Consider the following 18,782-nt stretch of genomic DNA (forward strand, 5'->3'; position numbering starts at 1 on the left):
TCATCCATAGTAGCATAGGTTGGAGCGGAAGGCTCGCGTTGTTCGTGACGAGGGTTTGACAGATTGTGGTAAGATTAAGGGAGGAATAGGCAGGCTGAGCTTCAGACATCCAAACCTTGGGAGGAAAAAGCTATGCGTATACAATGTGCAATTCTGGACGATTACCAAGATGCGGCTCTGCGGCTGGCGGATTGGTCCGTGCTGGCAGATCAAGTGGAGGTGCGAGCATTTCATCACCATATCGAGCAGCAGGAAGCACTGATCCAAGCGATTGGGGATTGTGAGATTGTCGTTATCATGCGGGAGCGGACGCCGTTCCCGGCATCGCTCATCAACCGGCTGGATAAGCTGAAGCTGCTGATCACCTCGGGGATGCGCAACGCTTCCATTGATCTTGCTGCTGCCAAGGCGCGGGGGATCGTCGTCTGCGGGACAGGCAGCCGGCCAGAGCCGCCGGTTGAGCTCACCTGGGCGCTGATTCTGGGGCTGGCGCGGCATATTATGCCGGAGAATGTGTCGCTGCGGCAGAATGGGCCTTGGCAATCGACAATCGGTACGGACCTCGCTGGCAGCACGCTGGGCTTACTCGGGCTGGGCAAGATCGGCAGCCGCATGGCGCGGATCGGACAAGCGTTCGGGATGAAGACGATCGCTTGGAGCCAGAACCTGACCCGCGAGCAAGCGGAAGCCTCCGGAGCCCAGCTTGCGGCATCCAAGGAGGAGCTGCTCGCAGTCAGCGACTTCGTTTCGATCCATCTCGTGCTGAGCGAGCGTACCCGGGGCTTGATCGGCGAAGCGGAGTTGGCGCGGATGAAGCCTAGCGCTTATCTGATCAATACGTCGCGTGCGGCAATTGTCGATCAAGAGGCCCTCGTTCGGGCCTTGGAATCAGGCGGCATCGCAGGAGCCGGATTGGACGTCTTCGAGCTGGAGCCTCTGCCCGAGTCGCACGTGCTGAGAACTCTGCCTCAGGTATTGGCTACCCCTCATACCGGGTATGTGACGGAAGGCAATTACCGCATTTATTTCCAGGAGGCGGTGGAGGATATCCAGGCGTATTTGTCCGGCGCTCCGATTCGTCAACTGGGCTAAGCTTATCATGAGAGAGATAGGGCCTTCAGCTTGAACTTAGTATCCCCTCTCTTCGCGAGGCACCGCAGAGCGCTGCCTGATGGGAGTTGCCCATGTTCGAGCCTCGGGTAGCTCTGTGGAACCTTGATGAAGCTTGGATTATAATGGAGAGTGGAGCCTGTACAGAGGTTGTGTCTAAGTTTGTTGTATAGGTTAGAAAGGAGAAAGCATCATGACGATTGTTTCTTACCGAAAAGAGGATCACGAGCAGCTCGTGGATATCTGGCTGCGCGCGGTGCGCGCTACACATACTTTTCTGACGGAAGAAGACATTGAGTTCTTTCATACTATGGTGCGCGACGAGGCGCTGACGGCTGTGGAGCTGTGGACGGCTCTCGACGAGGCAGGCGTACCGGTCGGTTTCATTGGGCTGGACGGCACCAAGGTGGAGATGCTGTTTGTCGATCCGGACCGTCACGGTCAGGGAACCGGCAGACGGCTGATGGAGCACGCTGTTCAGTTGAAGGGACCGGCGATCACGGTCGATGTGAACGAGCAGAATGAAGGGGCGCATGCCTTCTACCTCCGGCTTGGCTTCGTGCAAACCGGCCGTTCCGAGCTCGACGGCTCGGGTAAGCCGTTCCCGCTGCTTCATCTGGCACTTAGCTAACACCAATTTTTTCCATGAAGAGTTCGAATCAGCCCCGGGCCTGAAGCCCGAGGGCTTTTTTTCGCTTGACAGGCAGCTTTGGCGAAGCGGACATGACACTTGTCATACTCCCCTCTATGACGTTTATGACTTCAGAGATGCGGAGGGTTTCTCTATACTAGAGATAACAGAAAAACTGCGTTCATCGACCGGGTTGACCGGCATGGCCGCGCGTCCATCAGAGGAGGAAGCCCCGCAGATGCATCAACCCAGCATAGCTCAATTGAAGAAGACCGTTGCTCCCTATGAGAAGACCGATACGAAGGCGAGCATCCGTCAGCTTATCAACACCATCGTTCCGCTGGTGCTGCTCTGGTATGGAGCCTATCTCAGCTTATCCGTATCCTATTGGTTAACGCTTCCGATCGCTGTGGTCACGGCCGGGTTCGTGATTCGGACCTTTATTATTTTCCATGACTGCTGCCATCAGTCCTTTTTCCGCAACCGGCTGGCTAATGATATTCTGGGTACGATAACGGGTGTCATGACCTTATGTCCGTATGAACAATGGAAAAATGCTCACTCGATCCATCATGCCACCAGCAGCAACCTCGACAAGCGCGGGGTAGGTGACATCTGGATTTTGACCGTGGATGAATATGTGGCCTCTTCCTTCTGGCGCCGCCTGGCTTACCGCATTTATCGCAATCCTATCGTAATGTTCGGACTGGGTCCGATTTTCGTATTCGTCTTTCAATACCGCTTCAACCGCAAGGGCGCACGCCGCAAAGAGCGCCTCGGCAATTACTTGACTAACGTGCTGCTTGTCGGCGTATACTCGCTGCTGATCTGGGCGATCGGCTGGCAGGCGTTTCTGATGGTACAGCTCCCGATCGTGTTCGTGTCAGGCTTACTCGGGATCTGGCTGTTTTATGTACAACACCAGTTCGAGGACTCCTACTTCGAAAATGAAGAGGAATGGAGCTACGTCCAAGCCGCGGTGGAAGGCAGCTCGTACTACAAGCTTCCCAAGCTGCTGCAGTGGATCACGGGCAATATCGGCTTCCATCATGTGCATCATCTGAGCCCCAAGGTTCCGAATTACAACCTGGAGAAGGCTCATGAGGCGACGCCGCCGCTGCAGATGGCAACCACGATTACGCTCCGTACCAGCTTGAAGTCGCTCCGGTTCCACCTGTGGGACGAACAGGGCAAGCGGTTTGTGGGATTCCGTGATGTACGGCGGGCTAAGGGCCGAGTAGATGCCGTCGTCGACGGGCTGAAGCTGACCAAGCCGGGACTGCAAGGTGAATAGGTGAATAGCTCCCTGCTGCGATTGTATGGTAAACTACAAGTACAATCAGCGTCGTCTCCTAAAAGGTGGGCCACCATGCAAAAATGGTATCAGATCTTTCACCGCAGCACCGGATTGAGCCCGTATGTATGGGTCGTATTCTATATCCTTCCGTTTTACTTTATCTTCCGCTCCTCCTCGACCTATGAGGTTGCGAGCGGAATTATCATGATTCTCTTATTTTTCGGGTGCTATCTGCTGTCCTTTCTGTCGAAGGGATGGCTTATGTACTTTTGGACCGGATTGCAGGTGGTCATCTCGATCCTGATGACCCTGCTCTTCGGGTATGTGTACTTCTCATTGTTTCTGGCCTTCTTCATCGGCAATATTCAGCATAAGGCCGGTTTCTTTACCTTGTATTCGATTCATCTGGTTACGACTATTGTGGCCGTCAATTTCGGTTTTATCACACAGAAGGCGAATCCGGTGTTTATTACCCAGCTGCCATTTGTGGTCGTCAGCCTGATCGCGGTCATTCTACTGCCTGTCACCACGTATAACCGCAACAAGCGGGATAAGCTGCAGGTGCAGCTGGAGGATGCGAACAAGCGGATCTCCGAGCTGGTTAAGCTGGAGGAACGGCAGCGGATTGCCCGGGATCTGCATGACACGCTTGGACAGAAGCTGTCTCTGATCGGACTCAAGAGCGATCTCGCCGGCAAGCTGATCACGATGAACCCCGAGCGGGCTCAGACCGAAATTGATGAGGTGCGGCAGACGGCCCGGAGCGCCCTGAAGGAAGTCCGGGAGATGGTCACGCAGATGCGCGGCACCAAGCTGGAGGACGAGATGTTCCGGATCGAGCAAATTTGCCGGGCGGCGCAGATCGACTTTGAGCTGAAGGGTGATCCCAAGCTGACCGCGACCTCGCTGATGACGGAGAATGTCCTTAGTATGTGCCTGAAGGAAGCTGTCACCAACGTCGTCAAGCATAGCGGAGCAACCGCTTGTACGATCGCGATTGAGCCAGCTCCGACGGAGCTCGTCGTTCGGGTGCAGGATAACGGCAGCGGCGTAGTGAATGAAACCACTTGCTTCCGCGGGAACGGCCTGCGGGGGATGAAGGAGCGGCTGGAGTTCGTTAACGGCAGTCTGGACATCGTCAGCGAACCGGGCATGACCTTGGTTATGAAAGTACCGAACGTCTTCAGACCAGTGGAAAAGGAGGAGGGGAAATGATTCGAATCGTCATCGCGGAAGACCAGCGGATGCTGCTCGGCGCTTTGGCTTCCCTGCTCGATTTGGAAGAGGATATGAAGGTTGTGGGCCGCGCCAGCAATGGTGAGGAAGCGGTTCGGCTGGTGCATCAGGAACGGCCGGATATCGTCATCATGGATATTGAGATGCCGGGCAAAAGCGGACTGGACGCGGCAGAGGAATTGAAGGGCTTTGGCTGTAAGGTGATGATTCTGACGACCTTCGCCCGCCCCGGATATTTCGAACGTGCCGTCCGCGCCGGAGCCAATGGCTATCTGCTCAAGGACAGCCCCAGCGAAGAACTGGCCGACTCGATTCGCAGCATCATGGCGGGACGCCGGATTTATGCCCCCGAGTTGGTCGACGGCGTATATGCGGAGGAGAGTCCGCTCACGGAGCGGGAGAAAGAAGTACTCGTGATGATCGCGGACGGCAAGAACACCAAGGAGATCGCCAGCGAGCTGTATCTGACGACCGGCACCGTGCGCAATTACATTTCCACGATTCTGGATAAGCTTGGCGTGAGCAACCGGATCGAGGCGATTGTCACGTTTAAGGAGAAGGGCTGGTTTAAGTGAGGGTAGCAGTCTTAGCTGGTGGCTAAGACCATGAGCGGATGATCTTGGACCGGAGCGGATGCTCTGGTTTTTTGTGCATGAAGGGAAGAGACGCCAGAGGAGTGTCTGTCAGATGAATCTGTTAGAGTTTAATGACTTATAGCGAATCCATAGAGCTCTTCGTTGATTTTAGATATTTATCATTCGCCAATTCATAATTACATACCCAGTTTGAATTGAAATAATAACAAGATAACTTACATTTACAAGGGAACTAACTTTAAGGTTGGTTGCTCTCTTACGATAAGCAACTCTTCCAAATTGTTCATTTTTTTATTCGCTTTTGAGCTGATTTGTTTTATTCATTAATGAAGCGAGACGCGGAATGTAGATCAGCAACTGCAGGCCGTGGAACGGCTTCTGTGGGAGGATTTACTTCACGAACAGTATTTTCTACACAGGAACCGCCACTTCTGACGGATTCCATCTGTCTCCTTTCCGTTGTATACTAAGATTAGGAAATATGGACTAGGAGATACAGGTTATGGCCTATATGGTTCCCGATACGATCCCGCGTCTCGCCATAGCGGGCGAACGGATATTATTTCAAACCCTGCGCGAGGATTTGCCGAGCGATTACATCGTCTACTATAAACCGGAGATTCAAGGAAGAAGGCCGGACTTCGTAGTCATCGGGCCGGACCTTGGTCTGGTCGTGCTGGAGGTCCGCGATTATACACGCAACATGCTGCAGGAGATGGATCAGAATGAATGGGCGCTGTACACAGCCAAGGGCGACCTGACGACGGTCAAAAGCCCATTGAAGCAAGCACGGGACCATGCTCAGCATCTGGAGAAGCAGCTTAGAAGGGACAAGGTCTTGATTCAGCTCCAGGGTGTTCAGGCTGGACAGCTGAAGTTTGCCTGCGGCTTCGGGGCGGTATTCACCCGGATGAAGCGGGCGGACTTCGTGCGCTACGATCTCTACGAGATGATCCCGGCTGATTTCGTGTTCTGTCAGGATGAGATTGATCCGGAGGAGGATGGTTACTCTCAGGAAAATCTGGTGGAGAAGCTGCTCGGCATGTTTAGCGTGTGGAGCCGCCGGTTTTACCGATTGACGTCCGGGGATGTCAGGGCGATTCGTCATCGGATCTCGCCTCAGATCAGCATTGGAACGGAGGGAGCTCGGCCGATTTCCTTTCAGGATCAGATGCTGCTGTCTCTGCATAACATCCAGACCATGGATATGCATCAGGAAACATTGGCCGAGCATCTGGGGGACCGGCACCGGCTAATCCGGGGCGTGGCTGGCAGTGGTAAGACGATCCTACTGGCCGGTCGGGCCAAGATGCTGGCGAAGCTGCACCCGAATTGGAAAATTCTCGTGCTGTGCTACGGCATCCCGCTGTCCCTTCGGCTCCGGCAAATGATCGACCGGATGCTGGAGCAGCCGGTCGATCTGTTCGATCTGATCCAGCTTCGCGAGGAGACGCCGGAGATGATCAGCAGCCGGATCGAGGTGTACAACTTCCGCGAGTGGCTCCGCAACAAGCTGCAAACCCGGGAAGAGCATATCCCGATCCTGCTCGATATGCTGCAGAAGAAGGAAGCCATTCTCCCTACCTATGATGCGATCCTGATCGATGAAGGGCAGGAGTTCGAATCCGATTGGTTGAGGCTGCTCGGGCAGGTGCTGAACCCGGCCACCCAATCGCTGCTGCTGGTCGAAGACCGGGCGCAATCCGGCTTCAAGCGCAAGACCAGCCTGGCCCAGGATACAGGGCTGGATTTCCGTGGGCGTTCCAAGGTGCTGACGATCAACTACCGCAACACGACACAGATTGTGCAATTTGCGTGGGATTTCTACAACAAGCACTCGCAGTTGAAGAATAAGATGAAGCTAGGCACGGCCAGAGGCGTCGAGATCATCCCGCCGCAAAGCACGCGGCGCCGGGGACCGGAACCGCGGATCGTCCGCTGCGCGTCCTTTGTGGAGGAGATGCAAGACGTAGCGGCGCAAATCGAGCTGCTGCATCGGGAGCGTCATATGCCATATGACGAGATGCTGATTTTGTACCGGGTCAAGGATAACCACAAGCAGTCATTTATCGATGATATTCAGGGACAGCTGCTCAAATCCAACATTCCGTTTACGCGGATGAAGGAAAGCATGGACGGCAAAGACGGCTTCACTCACCGGGAGGAAACGGTTAAGCTGTCAACGATTGATGGGGCCAAGGGACTGGACTTCCGGGCGGTATTCATCGTGAATATCGAGAACATGCCGTTCTCGCTCGAAGAGGTAGAGGAACGCGAGGTGTCGCTGTTCTATATCGGGATGACGCGGGCGTTGGATTGGCTGAGCCTATCCTATAGCGGAGAGTCAACCTTTACGAAGTATTTGGAGGAGATCCGAGTCGGCCGCAAGCGAGAGAGTGACCCGAACAGCCGTATGGGTTGAGGTCTGGAGTTATCTTGCTTTCGCTTAGGTATACATGACGAGAGAACCTGCTTGGCGGAGCAGGTTCTTTTTTATCCGCTCCAGAGAATACACCCCTTATGCAACCTTCTATTTCACCGAATGAGACGGTTACTTCCGGTATTGGGCGAGACGTGGTTCCCCAGGTCAACGGTTAACGCACCGAGAGAAAATCACTTCAGCTTCGAAATCCAGAACCCGCCTACGACAATGACCAGACCGAGAAGGGTCTTCCAGGTAGGCACTTCCTTCAGAAAGAGAAACCCGATCGCGACGCAGACGAAAATTTCGATGCCTTTGGACAAGGACAGGGCGAAGGTCAGGTTGTTCAGCACTTTATACGTAAACTTGACCCCATAACCGATCATGATATTGGCTGCAAACATCACGGGCAGCAGCTTGAACTGATACCAGACGGTCGTCCAGAAGGCCGGGTCGATGTGCTTGCTCTGATAAGCGAAGATAGCGTTGATCGCAAACAGCCCGCCAAGCAGCAAGGCGACAGCATACACGAGTAGCATACGAACCTCCTACGTAAGTTCAGGATCATGAGCTCCCTTGTAATGTTTCCCGAATGCAATTTTTTTAAACGGCGCCAATCTTGGGGGTAGATCAGGTATATATCAAGTGCCAGGACCCAAAGGCTGCAAGGGTCGCAGTAAGGGGGCGGCCATCAGCACGGTCGGTCCAGTAGGAAGGCAAGACCCTGATGCATATGTCTGCGTATCAACAAAAAACGTACTCCCGGAGATGGAGTACGCCAGTATTCAGGGGGAAGCCGTGGGAGCCACCCCCCGCTCTCCCAAGGAAGATCCTATCGTCAGACCTGGATGATGATCGGCAGAATCATCGGTCTGCGCTTCGTTTGGGCAAATAAGTACTTGCCCACGGCTTCCTTCAGCGCCTGCTTGTAGACGGCCCATTGATTGGCGCCGGTTTCTTGCAGCTGCGTGATCGTCGCTAAGGCGAGCCGCTGAACCTCGTCCATCAGTCCTTCGGACTTTCGCACATAGACGAAGCCGCGGGAGATCAGTTCGGGACCGGATACAATCGTTCCACCTGATTTGGTCATCGACATGACGAGGATCAGAATGCCGTCCTCGGACAAGACTTTGCGATCGCGCAGCACGATTTGCCCTACATCCCCGATTCCGAGGCCGTCTACCAGCGTATTCCCGTCCGGAATCTTGCGCTCCTGGCGGGCTACGGAGCCGGTCAGGTCCACGACATCCCCGTTATTGAGGATGAAGATGTTCTCTGACTCCACCCCGACCGCTTCCGCCAGCAGACGATGCTGGTGAAGCATACGGTATTCGCCGTGTATCGGGACGAAATACTTGGGCTTCATGAGCGAAAGCATCAGCTTAAGCTCCTCCTGGCTAGCGTGGCCGGAAACATGCATCCCCGTCACAGAGCCCGAGCCGTAGATGACCTTCGCTCTGCGCTCGAATAGATTATCCACGATCCGACCGACATTGCGTTCGTTGCCGGGGATCGGGGTTGCCGCCAGGATCACCGTATCGCCGGGAGATATGCTGACCTGCCGATGGTTGCCGCTTGCCAACCGGGCAAGAGCCGCCATAGGCTCACCCTGGCTTCCCGTGCAGAGGATGACTAGCTCATGCGGAGCATACTGGTCGCTGTCCGTCGCATCGATGAGCATGCCGTCAGGCAGCCGCAGATACCCCTGCTTGGAGGCGATTTCCACGACATTAACCATGCTTCGGCCGAGCAAAATCAGCTTGCGCCTCGTCTTCTCCGCAGCCTCGATGACTTGCTGCACCCGATTCACATTGGAGGCGAAGGTGGAGAGGAAGATTTTGCCTTCGGCCTGATGGAAGGCCTCTTGGATATGATCGCCTACCATGCGCTCGGACGGGGTAAAGCCGGGCCGCTCGGCATTCGTACTCTCGGAGAGCAGCAGCAGCACGCCCTGCTTGCCGATCTCGGCCATTTTATGAAGCTCCGCATATTGCTGATTAACGGGCGTAAAGTCGAACTTAAAATCGCCCGTATGCACGACCGTACCTTGCGGCGTATGGAAGGCGAATCCCAGACAGTCCGGAATGCTGTGATTGGTACGGAAAAAGCTGACAGAGACCCCTCCGAACTCCAGGATCGTGCTCGAGTCGATCTCGTGCAGCTTCGCCGAGCCGAGCAGTCCGTGCTCCTTCAGCTTGACTCGAATCAGTCCCAGCGTCAACCGCGTGGCGTAGATCGGCATGTTCAACTGCTTGATGATATAAGGGATTCCCCCGATATGGTCTTCATGCCCATGCGTAACCAGCAAACCCCGGACCCGATCCCGGTTCTCCAGCAGATATGAGATGTCCGGTACGATCAGATCGATGCCGAGGAGGCTTTCGTCCGGAAATTTCGATCCGCAGTCTATGACAAGGATCTCCTCGTTGTATTGGAGCATGTACATATTTTTGCCGATCTCATGTAAGCCTCCGAGAGCGGCGATCGACAGCAGGTCTTCATTCGTATTCATCTAGAACGCTCCTTCGTCCATGCAACTGGGGCCTTCAAGCAGACCCTGGAAGAATGAGTATAATGTCTCTCGGCAGCAGGGGATTTATGCATATGTCATCTGCTGAGGTTGCGGACTTCTCAAGGGGTGAAGGAAATTGGTAAAGGATGGAGGAGGAGAGAGAGGCATCGACGAGGCCCTAAGTGAGGAGTTTGGTGAGTCCAATATCCAGGAACAAAAGTGAGTTAGCATGTACAGGACAAGAGAGAGTCAGTATGTGCAGGCGTAAAAGAGGGCCAGCATATACAGTACACAAAAGAATCCGCACATCCGGACAAAAAAGAAACGAAGAACCAAACGCGGGAGCGTCAGATTCTTCGCTTTTTCGGCCATACCTTGAGTCTGGGCGACCCGACCCTGGCTTTAGTTTTTAGCTTTAGCTCTAACTCTAGCTGTGTTCATCCGCCGTCGCGGCAGCCTCCTGCGCCGCTTCTTGCCGGTATTCGGACGGGGTAACCCCGTAACGCTTGCGAAACACCTGGGTAAAGTGCCGGACATCCTGATAGCCGATGCGCTCGGCGATATCGGCCAGCTTGAGCTTGGGATTGGCTAGCAGCAGCTTGGCCTGCTCCAGCCGGAGCTGAATGACGTACTCCTTGAAGCCCTGGCCGGTCTTCTGCTTGAACAGCTGGCTGAAGTAGACCGGGTTCAAGTACACGAGCGCTGCGACCTTCTCCAGCGACAGATCGTCCTGGTAATGCGTGCGCATATACTGCTGTGCTACCTCGACGGCGCGCTCTCCGCCGCCTCCTGCATAATGCTCGTAGACCTGCGTGGTGGACGCTTGGCGCATCCGCTGCACTTCCTCTGGAACGGAGGAGAATCGCTCGATCTGCTCCGTATGCATGATTTGGAACGGTACACGCAGGTAATTAATCAGGTGCGTGCGAAGCTCGCTTAGCAGCTCTGCGAGCTTGTCCTCGCTCTGCAGCGTGATCAAGCCAAGCAGGCTGCGGCTGTCGTGGGCAGTGACGAAGCCGGTGCCGTGCCGGTCGATCAGCTCGCAGAGCACATTCTCGATGATGAATACTTCCAGACGAACCGGCCGGTCGGCCTCCATCTTCACCATGATCAGATGGAAGTGTGGGTGCTGCTCGATCATCGTGCTCATATCGATGCGGCCCGTATCCAATCCGGCGGCAAAGCGTTGGAAGACCGCCTCGCGTAAATATTTGCGGTTCCGCTTCAGCAGCTCCGCTTCCTCCGTCTGCGCCGTTTCCTTGATGATGTCGGCGCTCAACTTCTCGATCATGTCGCCGAGCACTTCCTTGCCGATCGGCTTGAGCAGATAATCTTTGGCCCCAAGTCGGACGGCTTCCTGGGCGTAGGCGAACTCAGAGTGAGCTGAGATCACGACCCACTTGAGCTGAGGATGCCGGTGACGGGAGACGTTCATTAGCTCCAGGCCCGTCATGCCGGGCATCAGAATATCCGTCAGCACAATATGGATACGATGCTCGCGCAGCAGCGCGATCGCTTGCTCGGCGTTTGCCGCCAGATGAATACGGTACTCGGGGAAGCGGTTGTGCAGCGTCCGTTGGATGCCTTCGCGAATGACATGTTCATCGTCTACGATCAGAATTTGAATCATGAGTTCTAACCTCCTTTGCGGGGGAGCGGCATCGCCAGGATGACCGTTGTTCCTCGCCCCGGGGTACTTTCGATACGAAGTCCGTAAGAATCGCCGAACATCAGCGTCATCCGGCGATGGACATTCGTTAGTCCGATGCCGCGGCGAGTGCGGCCGGTCAAGGGCAGACCGGCGGCAGCTCCCTGCACCATGCTCAGGCCAGACATTCCGTAGCTTCCGCTTGTGAATCCGCGAATCGGCTCCGCAGCAGGCTCCGCCGGCTGCACGGTATCGCCGCGGAGCGAAGCTCGCATCTGCTCCAGGACGCCAGGCTCAATCCCGACTCCGTTGTCTTCGATGACGATGCGCAGCTCGTTGTCGTCCGCCTCGATATAGACACGCAGCACGCCTGTATGCTCATGCAGCGGCTCGAGTCCATACTTAACGGCATTCTCGATCACAGGCTGAATCGTCATCTTGGGCAGTGGGACGTCCAGCCATTCCGCTGCAACCTGAATTTCCGTCCGGACTCGTCCAGCTAACCTGTTCTCGATAATCGTCATATAGTGCTGCATCTGCTCCAGCTCTTGCCGCAGCGTCGTCTTGGATGCTTCCTCCCAATCGCTGCTGTAGCGGAACATCTGCGATAAGGCCAAAATCACCCGTCCCAGCCTATCATTCTCTTGCTCGTCGAGCATCCAGTATATCATATCCAGTGTGTTATATAGAAAATGCGGATTGACTTGCGACTGCAAGGCTTGCAGCTCCGCGTTTTTTTCACTGATGGAAGCCAGCTTGATCCGCTCGATCAGCTCATCCATCCGGTACACCATCCGATTGAAGGAGGAGACGAGCGAGTTGATTTCATCGAATGACTTGACGTTGACCGAGCCTTTGAAATTTCCCATCTCGACCTGCTTCATCTCGCGGATCAGCAGCTTGAGCGGGGAGGACATGCTGCGGGAGATCAGGCTGGCGAGCGCAGTGGAGACTAGAACTAGGGCGAGCACAACGATCAGCAGGTATTTGCGTGTCTTCACGACCTCGGCGTTAATATCTCCCTTCGGAGTCAGACCGATTACGGTCCAGTCGGACAGCTTGGCCTTGGCCGCGACGATCAATTGATCGCTTCCGTTGTCGACGACGATCTGCCCCGCTGGCGGGCGGGGAAGACCGCTGAAGGTAGGCGGCTGCACCTGATCCATCTCCGTAGAAGCGATGATACGGTCCTCACGGTCGACGATATAGACCCGGCTGTTCGGACTTATCGTTACGTTCGAGAGCGCCGCGAGAATCGGCTTGGGGTCCGTTTCGATCAGCATAACCCCGATCATCTTATGCTCGCTAAGATCGAACAGCTTGCGTCCGAAGACGAAGAGCGGGTCCTCCGTAAACCGGTTGATGACCGAGCCGGGGTATAGGCCAAGCCAGACCATCTCCCCCGAGGAATTTACTAGCTTCTGATACCAATCTGAGGTGGAATAGTTCGCGTCCATGACGCCAGCGAAGCGCCGCTCGTAGCTGTAGTTTTTGCCGCCGTTGGTGATGATGTGAATGCCGATAATATCGTCCCGGGAGTAATAGATCGCCCCTATAATGTTAGTGATTGTGCGTTCGTTGATGGCGCCGACGGCCGTCTCGCGGTTCGCTTCGCGATCCTCGATCAGCCGCAGCATCTCGTAGTTGCTGTTGAGCGACTTGGTAACGCTATCATAGCCCTGCAGCAGCAGGTCGAACAGACCGACGGTTTGCGAGATATTTTTTTCTGCCAGGTCACTGATTTTACCGTGAATGATTTCCGTTGTCTTCTGGTCATACAGGAAGCTTACAATAAAGAGCAGGACCAGCATGCAAGCCAGGAAGAGCAGAAACAATCGGCTGTGAATGGAATTCAGGCTCCGCTTCATGATGATCCCCTTTCGCCATAATTCCTCCACTTATTGTACCACAATAGAAATGGTAAATCCCTTACCGGGCTGGAGCCGGTAAGGGAAATATCAGGTCCCGCAGCTCGTGCGGCTGCGGGAGCATCTTATGAAAATCGAACGGCTACGGCATTCAAACGCCGCTTGCGTAGAAAGGGAAAAGGGGGCGGAGGCTTAGCCTTTGACCGCTCCCGCCACCATCCCTTTTGTAATTTTGTCGGCCAGCAGGAAGTATACGATAATGACCGGTAGTGCCCCGAGGACGAGGAAGGCTCCGATCGCACCGTAATTGACCGAATACTGGCTGACGAAGCTGTTTACCCCGAACGGCAAGGTTTTGAGCCGCTCCGAGGAGATGAACGTAGACGCCAGAATGTACTCATTCCAGATATTGATGAAGGTCAGAATGCTGACGGTCATCATCGGCGGAACTGAGACCGGCAGGATAATGTTGAAGAAAATCCGTCCGACGCTCGCTCCGTCCATAATGGCCGATTCTTCAATCTCAGCGGGAATCGACTTCATAAACCCGCTCATGATAAAGATAGCGACCGGCGTCTGGAACGCCATATAAGGCAAGATGATCGAGGCATGTGTGTTCAGAATGCCCAGGTTTTTGAAGATCAGCATCAGCGGCAGCAAGGTCGCCTGCATGGGAATCATCATCCCGATCAGGAAGATCAACATGACAGCTTGCCCGTATTTCCATTTAAACCGGCTGATGGCAAAGGAAGCCAACGTGCTAAGCAGCAGGACGCCCGCCATACTGACGATGGTCACAAACAAGCTGTTTTTCAGATATTGGAAATAGTTCCCTGCTTGAATCGCATCTGTGAAGTTCTTCCACTGCGGAGAAGCCGGGAGAGCGAAGAAGGCACCGGACAAAATCTCTTCGTTAGTCTTGAGCGAGTAGAGCGCAAGCCAGAGCAGAGGGTATAGCTGAGTGACGACAAGCACCGACAAGAAAACAAGGACGATAGCTTTCGCGAAGGAGAAGCGGCTGCGTCTCACCCGGATGGCCGGTTGGACTGTAGCGGATCGGGACGTTGACTGCATAAGAGAGAACACTCTCCTTTCTACGAAAATTTGCGTTCGAGCCGGTTAAAGATCAAGTTGATGATCAGCGTAGCCACTAAGCAAATACCAACCAGGAAGGCTGCGATGGCACTGCCGTAACCGTATTTCAGGGATAGGAACGACATATTGTACATATGCGTTGAGATCACGTCTGTCGCGTGAGCCGGGCCGCCGCCGGTCATGACCATGATCATGTCGAAGGCTTGCAGAGAACCGATAAACGCCAAGACGATGGAAATTTTGAAGATTGGAATATTCATCGGGAACGTGATGTACCAGTCGGCTTTCAGACCTTCGGCACCATCGATCTTGGCCGCTTCATAGATATCGGCCGGAATATTCTGAATGCCTGTGAATTGAATCAGTGTATGATAGCCCAGGTATTGCCACAAAGCGACGAAGTACAGGGAGTACATCGCAATTTTCGGGTCGGTCAGCCAAGATCTTTTCCAGCTTCCCAGGTTCAAGAGGTCCAGCACCTGGTTCAGCATGCCGCCCATCGCGGCTGGATTATAGATCGTTTTCCACAATTGCCCGATAATAACGACGGAGAGGATGACCGGCAGGAAGTAGCTGGCCACCAGGAAGTTCGGCTTCTTGATAAAGCGGCTAAGCAGCATAGCGACGAATAAGGCCACCGGAATCTCCGCCATGGAGAATACGGCAAACATCAGCGTCCGGCGAACGGACGGCCAGAATACAGGGTCGGCGGTCAGGATATTCTTGAAGTTTTCCAGACCGATGAATTTCGATTCGCCGATCCCGTTCCAATCGAGCAGACCGCTGTACATGGAGACGAGAATTGGCACGAAAACCAGGCCGACGTAAAGCACCAAACACGGCAGAACGAAGGCAGCAATGGTCCACTTGGAGACACGTAATACGTTCACTTGGCTTCCGCCTCCCTTCTTATAAGTTTCTTAACATTTCTAGAAATGAAGCGAATCGAAACCGCCCACCCTGCCTGACGGTAGAGGAGCGATTTCGATCCGGCTGCTTGATTTTGTGAAAGAACTGGCGGTTTAAGCCAGTTTAAAACTTAGTAAAGCAAGGATGCGGCCGGGTGCGATCTTATTTTTTGTTGGTTTCGTAAGCTGTCTGATGCTCTTTGGCAACATCTTGCGAATTTTTCTTTTGTACGAACAGGTTTTGGATGCTCGTCAGGTGACCTTGGGAAGTTCCTGGGTTCATCGTATTGTCGAATGCCAGGTCTCCGCCCTTAACTTGCTTGAAGAGGTTCAAAACTTCCATCGCCATATCAGAGTAACCGGCTGCTTTGAAGTCGCCGTCTACCTTTTGCGCCAGACCTACAGCGCCTTTAACAGCGAAGGCTTCTTTAGGGAAATTCAGCATGAAGTAGTTCAAGAAGTCCTTGGTTTCTTTCAGGTGCTTGCTGTTCGCGGAGATGGCGAACGCGCTGCCTGGTGCGAGCATGAACTCATCTGGGTTGCCTTTGCCTTTGACTGTTGGGAACTTGAATACGCCAACCTTGCCGTTTACGGAAGAAGTCTCGATACCGCCAGTTGCCCAAGTACCCATGAAGTACATAGCGGCTTTGCCTGTTTTGAACAAGTTCTCGCCTGCGTTATAGTCGAAGGAAGTTGCGCCTTCTTGGAAGGCGCCGGCCTGTACCAGATCTTGGAAGCTATCAACCGCATCCGTGAATGCAGCGTCGGTGAACGTTTTCTTGCCGTCTACAACGCTTTGCAGGAAGCCAGGGCCGCCGTTCGTGCGAAGCAGGATGTTCATGAACAAGAAGGAGCCTGTCCAAGAATCTTTTTCTCCGATGGTGAACGGCTGGATATTTTTAGCCTTCAATTTCTTAACGGCATCAACCATTTCTTCGAAGGTTTTCGGAACTTCGACGCCTGCTTGCTGGAACAGATCTTTGTTGTAGTACACAACGCCGATGTTGTTGCCGTCAGGAAGCGCATAGATGTTGTTGTTGAAGGTGTACCAGTCCAGGATACCGCTTTGGAAGGTGTCCTTCAGTCCGTTCTGAGCGACCATGTCGTTCAGCGGAGCGAAAAGTCCGGCATCGACGAATGGCTTCATTTGAGCGGCCGGGTTTACGACGGTAATATCAGGTACTTCTTTGGAAGCGGCTTGCGTTTTGAGCTTGAGCTTCTGCTGGTCCGTGTTCAGCGAGTCGAGCTCGACTTTGATGTTAGGGTTTTTCGCTTGATAATCGGCGACGATCTTTTTCATGACGCCATTTTTAGGATCGGTCGGATCTGGATAAATATTTTGGAAAGTGATTGTTATGTTGTCGGCTTTCTTCGTTTCATTACCTCCGGCAGCCGGAGTTGGCGATGGAGTGCTTTCTGTTCCTTTGTTGCCGCCCGCGCCACAAGCCGTCAAGCTTACAGCCAGCGTTCCTGCGATTACTGCCTGGAGTGCTGTTTTCTTTTTCATTGTTTGTATCCCCCTTATGTGTTGGATTGGATGTTTTTATTATCACCAATTCTCAACCCCCTTACAATGTGGGAACTATAGAAAAGAGGTGGGATTTCTAAAGGTCGGTACAATATGGAAGTAAAGTTTCAGATTGGCAAGTACCACAATTTTCGACGGATAACGTGCAAAATCCCCGGTGCTTAGGACCGGGGATTAGATGTTGCGAAGGCTTTTCTCACTTCAGCTTGATTGGATGTCGAAATGGGTTAAAAACGTATGGATGTCGCCTGATTGCAGCAAAGGAATGGCGCTTTCGATCCGGTCGGTCGGCCAGTCCCACCACCGGATATGCAGCAGCCGGACGATAATGTCGTCGCTGAATCTGTACTTCACCAGCTTAGCCGGGTTGCCCGCTACGATCGCGTAGGGAGGCACGTCGCGGGAGACGACCGCGCCTGCACCGATGACCGCCCCATCGCCAACTTGGACACCGGACAAAATCGTAGCGCCGGATGCGATCCAAACATCATTGCCGATCGTGACGTTACCTTTGGTCCGGGGATGTCCCTGAATGAACGCGAACTCAGGAATCAAGACATTGAACGGATAGGTGGTTACCCAGTCCGTGCGATGCTCACCTCCGAGAAAAATCGTAACTTTGTCGGCGATCGAGCAAAATTTACCGATGGTCAAATGGCTGTACTCCCCCCATGATCTCACCTCCGGCGTCCCGTAAGTGAACTCTCCGATGCTCGTCTTGCCTCCGTCTGCCCTTGGCGGGAGTTGCCCCCGCAGGTTGTCGATACCCAATGCAGCCACACCCTTCATCACCGGATTCAAATAGTGTAGTATATTCCGGGACCGATAGGTTGCATGAGCCAAACGTACATTTAGAAGCGGCATTTTACAGAGGATCGGAATGACAAGCTCTGCAGACAGCGACTATAATTGCAGATAATGAAGAGGGTTGCGGCGAAAGGAGCTGAAGAAGACGAATGAAGTGTTCATACACTGACCACGAGGCTTTTCTGGATATCGTCCCACCCCAGCCATTCAATTATAAGGAGTGCTTGATATTCCTCAGCCGCTCCACTCAGGAGGTGACGCATCAGGTTCAAGGCGACGAGGTGTGCAAGCTGCTGAGGACGCAGCATGAGCCGAAGCCGGTTCTGCTGCGCATCAGCTGGGAGGCGTCCGCATCCATCATCCGTGTGAGCTTCCCCGCGGGAATTCCATCCAAGTCGGCACGAGAGGAAGCCGCGAGGCATGTATGGGATTGGCTGGACCTGAATACGCCGTTGGACGGCTTCCAGGAACTGCTGCGGCATGATCCGGTGCTGGCCCGGCTTCCCGCATCATATGCCGGCCTGCGCATGATCGGCTTTCCTGATCTGTTCGAGGCGCTGAGCTGGGCAGTCATCGGACAGCAGATCAACCTGACCTTCGCTTATACGTTGAAGCGGCGGTTCGTGGAGCGCTTCGGGGAGCAGCTGATCCATGGAGGGCAAGTGTACTGGCTGCACCCGGATTGCCGCGTGATCGCGGAGCTGGAGCCCGCTGAGCTGACGGCGTTTCAATTTACCGGCCGCAAGGCGGAATACGTCATCGGCGTAGCCCAGGCAATGGCGCGAGGAGAACTGAGCCGGGAGCGGCTTCTTCAGGAGAATCGCGATCAGGCTCGGGAGACGCTGCTTGCCCTGCGGGGCGTCGGGGCCTGGACAGCCGATTATGTCCGCATGAAATGCCTGCATCACACCGAAGCATTTCCGATTGCCGATGTGGGGCTTCACAATGCTCTGAAGGTTCTTCTTGGCCTGCCGCGCAAGCCTTCTATGGAAGAAATACGGGAGATGGCCGTTCCATGGCAGGGCTGGGAAGCGTATGCGACCTTTTATCTATGGAGGACGCTATACGTTTGAATCGTTTCTCTCATTTTCTGGGTAATAGAAGAGAAATGGAGAGGAGCGATG

The 18,782-nt window shown here is 54.1% G+C and carries 15 protein-coding genes; 7 read left to right on the plus strand and 8 right to left on the minus strand.

What is annotated here, in order from left to right:
- Positions 1–132: 132 nt before the first annotated feature.
- From WMW72_RS20820 to WMW72_RS20845, 6 genes are all read left to right on the plus strand, one after another.
- A complete protein-coding gene (locus WMW72_RS20820) occupies positions 133–1,092 on the plus strand; it encodes a D-2-hydroxyacid dehydrogenase family protein (RefSeq protein ID WP_341417482.1) in 960 nt (319 codons plus the stop codon).
- A 211-nt stretch (positions 1,093–1,303) separates the two neighbouring features.
- The gene (locus tag WMW72_RS20825) at positions 1,304–1,741 is read left to right on the plus strand and encodes an acetyltransferase (RefSeq protein WP_341417483.1); all 438 of its coding nucleotides are present in this window, start codon (positions 1,304–1,306) and stop codon (positions 1,739–1,741) included.
- Between the two features lie 238 nt (positions 1,742–1,979).
- On the plus strand, positions 1,980–3,035 hold the full coding sequence (desA, locus tag WMW72_RS20830) for a Delta(5) desaturase DesA (RefSeq protein ID WP_341417484.1): 1,056 nt from the start codon (positions 1,980–1,982) through the stop codon (positions 3,033–3,035).
- A 75-nt stretch (positions 3,036–3,110) separates the two neighbouring features.
- Entirely contained in the window at positions 3,111–4,253 is a 1,143-nt protein-coding gene (locus tag WMW72_RS20835; protein WP_341417486.1) for a sensor histidine kinase, read from the plus strand.
- Positions 4,250–4,849, plus strand: a complete 600-nt coding sequence (locus tag WMW72_RS20840) for a response regulator (RefSeq protein WP_341417488.1) — start codon at positions 4,250–4,252, stop codon at positions 4,847–4,849. Before WMW72_RS20835 ends, WMW72_RS20840 begins: the two co-directional genes overlap by 4 nt.
- A gap of 523 nt (positions 4,850–5,372) precedes the next feature.
- Positions 5,373–7,292, plus strand: a complete 1,920-nt coding sequence (locus WMW72_RS20845) for a 3'-5' exonuclease (RefSeq protein WP_341417489.1) — start codon at positions 5,373–5,375, stop codon at positions 7,290–7,292.
- A 191-nt stretch (positions 7,293–7,483) separates the two neighbouring features.
- Here the strand turns inward: WMW72_RS20845 and WMW72_RS20850 are convergent, their stop codons facing one another.
- From WMW72_RS20850 to WMW72_RS20885, 8 genes are all read right to left on the minus strand, one after another.
- Positions 7,484–7,831: a hypothetical protein gene (locus WMW72_RS20850; RefSeq protein WP_341417490.1), complete on the minus strand. Its 348-nt coding sequence runs from the start codon at positions 7,829–7,831 to the stop codon at positions 7,484–7,486.
- A gap of 299 nt (positions 7,832–8,130) precedes the next feature.
- Entirely contained in the window at positions 8,131–9,804 is a 1,674-nt protein-coding gene (locus tag WMW72_RS20855) for a ribonuclease J (RefSeq protein WP_341417491.1), read from the minus strand.
- Positions 9,805–10,231: 427 nt separating this feature from the next.
- The gene (locus WMW72_RS20860) at positions 10,232–11,431 is read right to left on the minus strand and encodes a response regulator (RefSeq protein ID WP_341417581.1); all 1,200 of its coding nucleotides are present in this window, start codon (positions 11,429–11,431) and stop codon (positions 10,232–10,234) included.
- 8 nt (positions 11,432–11,439) lie between these two features.
- A complete protein-coding gene (locus WMW72_RS20865) occupies positions 11,440–13,320 on the minus strand; it encodes a sensor histidine kinase (RefSeq protein WP_341417492.1) in 1,881 nt (626 codons plus the stop codon).
- 192 nt (positions 13,321–13,512) lie between these two features.
- On the minus strand, positions 13,513–14,394 hold the full coding sequence (locus tag WMW72_RS20870; RefSeq protein WP_341417493.1) for a carbohydrate ABC transporter permease: 882 nt from the start codon (positions 14,392–14,394) through the stop codon (positions 13,513–13,515).
- 20 nt (positions 14,395–14,414) lie between these two features.
- On the minus strand, positions 14,415–15,305 hold the full coding sequence (locus tag WMW72_RS20875; RefSeq protein ID WP_341417494.1) for a carbohydrate ABC transporter permease: 891 nt from the start codon (positions 15,303–15,305) through the stop codon (positions 14,415–14,417).
- 181 nt (positions 15,306–15,486) lie between these two features.
- Entirely contained in the window at positions 15,487–16,830 is a 1,344-nt protein-coding gene (locus tag WMW72_RS20880; protein ID WP_341417495.1) for an extracellular solute-binding protein, read from the minus strand.
- A gap of 222 nt (positions 16,831–17,052) precedes the next feature.
- Entirely contained in the window at positions 17,053–17,640 is a 588-nt protein-coding gene (locus WMW72_RS20885; protein WP_423227577.1) for a CatB-related O-acetyltransferase, read from the minus strand.
- A 167-nt stretch (positions 17,641–17,807) separates the two neighbouring features.
- Between WMW72_RS20885 and WMW72_RS20890 the strand changes: the two genes are divergently transcribed.
- The gene (locus WMW72_RS20890; RefSeq protein WP_341417497.1) at positions 17,808–18,731 is read left to right on the plus strand and encodes a DNA-3-methyladenine glycosylase family protein; all 924 of its coding nucleotides are present in this window, start codon (positions 17,808–17,810) and stop codon (positions 18,729–18,731) included.
- Positions 18,732–18,782: the final 51 nt, after the last annotated feature.

The organism is Paenibacillus filicis (assembly GCF_038070315.1).
Classification (GTDB): domain Bacteria; phylum Bacillota; class Bacilli; order Paenibacillales; family NBRC-103111; genus Paenibacillus_G; species Paenibacillus_G filicis.

Bases quoted from the DNA above. Each gene is read 5' to 3' on its own strand.
- WMW72_RS20820 (WP_341417482.1), top strand. From the start codon at position 133: ATGCGTATACAATGTGCAATTCTGGACGATTACCAAGATGCGGCTCTG.
- WMW72_RS20825 (WP_341417483.1), top strand. From the start codon at position 1,304: ATGACGATTGTTTCTTACCGAAAAGAGGATCACGAGCAGCTCGTGGAT.
- desA (WP_341417484.1), top strand. From the start codon at position 1,980: ATGCATCAACCCAGCATAGCTCAATTGAAGAAGACCGTTGCTCCCTAT.
- WMW72_RS20835 (WP_341417486.1), top strand. From the start codon at position 3,111: ATGCAAAAATGGTATCAGATCTTTCACCGCAGCACCGGATTGAGCCCG.
- WMW72_RS20840 (WP_341417488.1), top strand. From the start codon at position 4,250: ATGATTCGAATCGTCATCGCGGAAGACCAGCGGATGCTGCTCGGCGCT.
- WMW72_RS20845 (WP_341417489.1), top strand. From the start codon at position 5,373: ATGGCCTATATGGTTCCCGATACGATCCCGCGTCTCGCCATAGCGGGC.
- WMW72_RS20850 (WP_341417490.1), bottom strand. From the start codon at position 7,831: ATGCTACTCGTGTATGCTGTCGCCTTGCTGCTTGGCGGGCTGTTTGCG.
- WMW72_RS20855 (WP_341417491.1), bottom strand. From the start codon at position 9,804: ATGAATACGAATGAAGACCTGCTGTCGATCGCCGCTCTCGGAGGCTTA.
- WMW72_RS20865 (WP_341417492.1), bottom strand. From the start codon at position 13,320: ATGAAGCGGAGCCTGAATTCCATTCACAGCCGATTGTTTCTGCTCTTC.
- WMW72_RS20870 (WP_341417493.1), bottom strand. From the start codon at position 14,394: ATGCAGTCAACGTCCCGATCCGCTACAGTCCAACCGGCCATCCGGGTG.
- WMW72_RS20880 (WP_341417495.1), bottom strand. From the start codon at position 16,830: ATGAAAAAGAAAACAGCACTCCAGGCAGTAATCGCAGGAACGCTGGCT.
- WMW72_RS20885 (WP_423227577.1), bottom strand. From the start codon at position 17,640: ATGAAGGGTGTGGCTGCATTGGGTATCGACAACCTGCGGGGGCAACTC.
- WMW72_RS20890 (WP_341417497.1), top strand. From the start codon at position 17,808: ATGAAGTGTTCATACACTGACCACGAGGCTTTTCTGGATATCGTCCCA.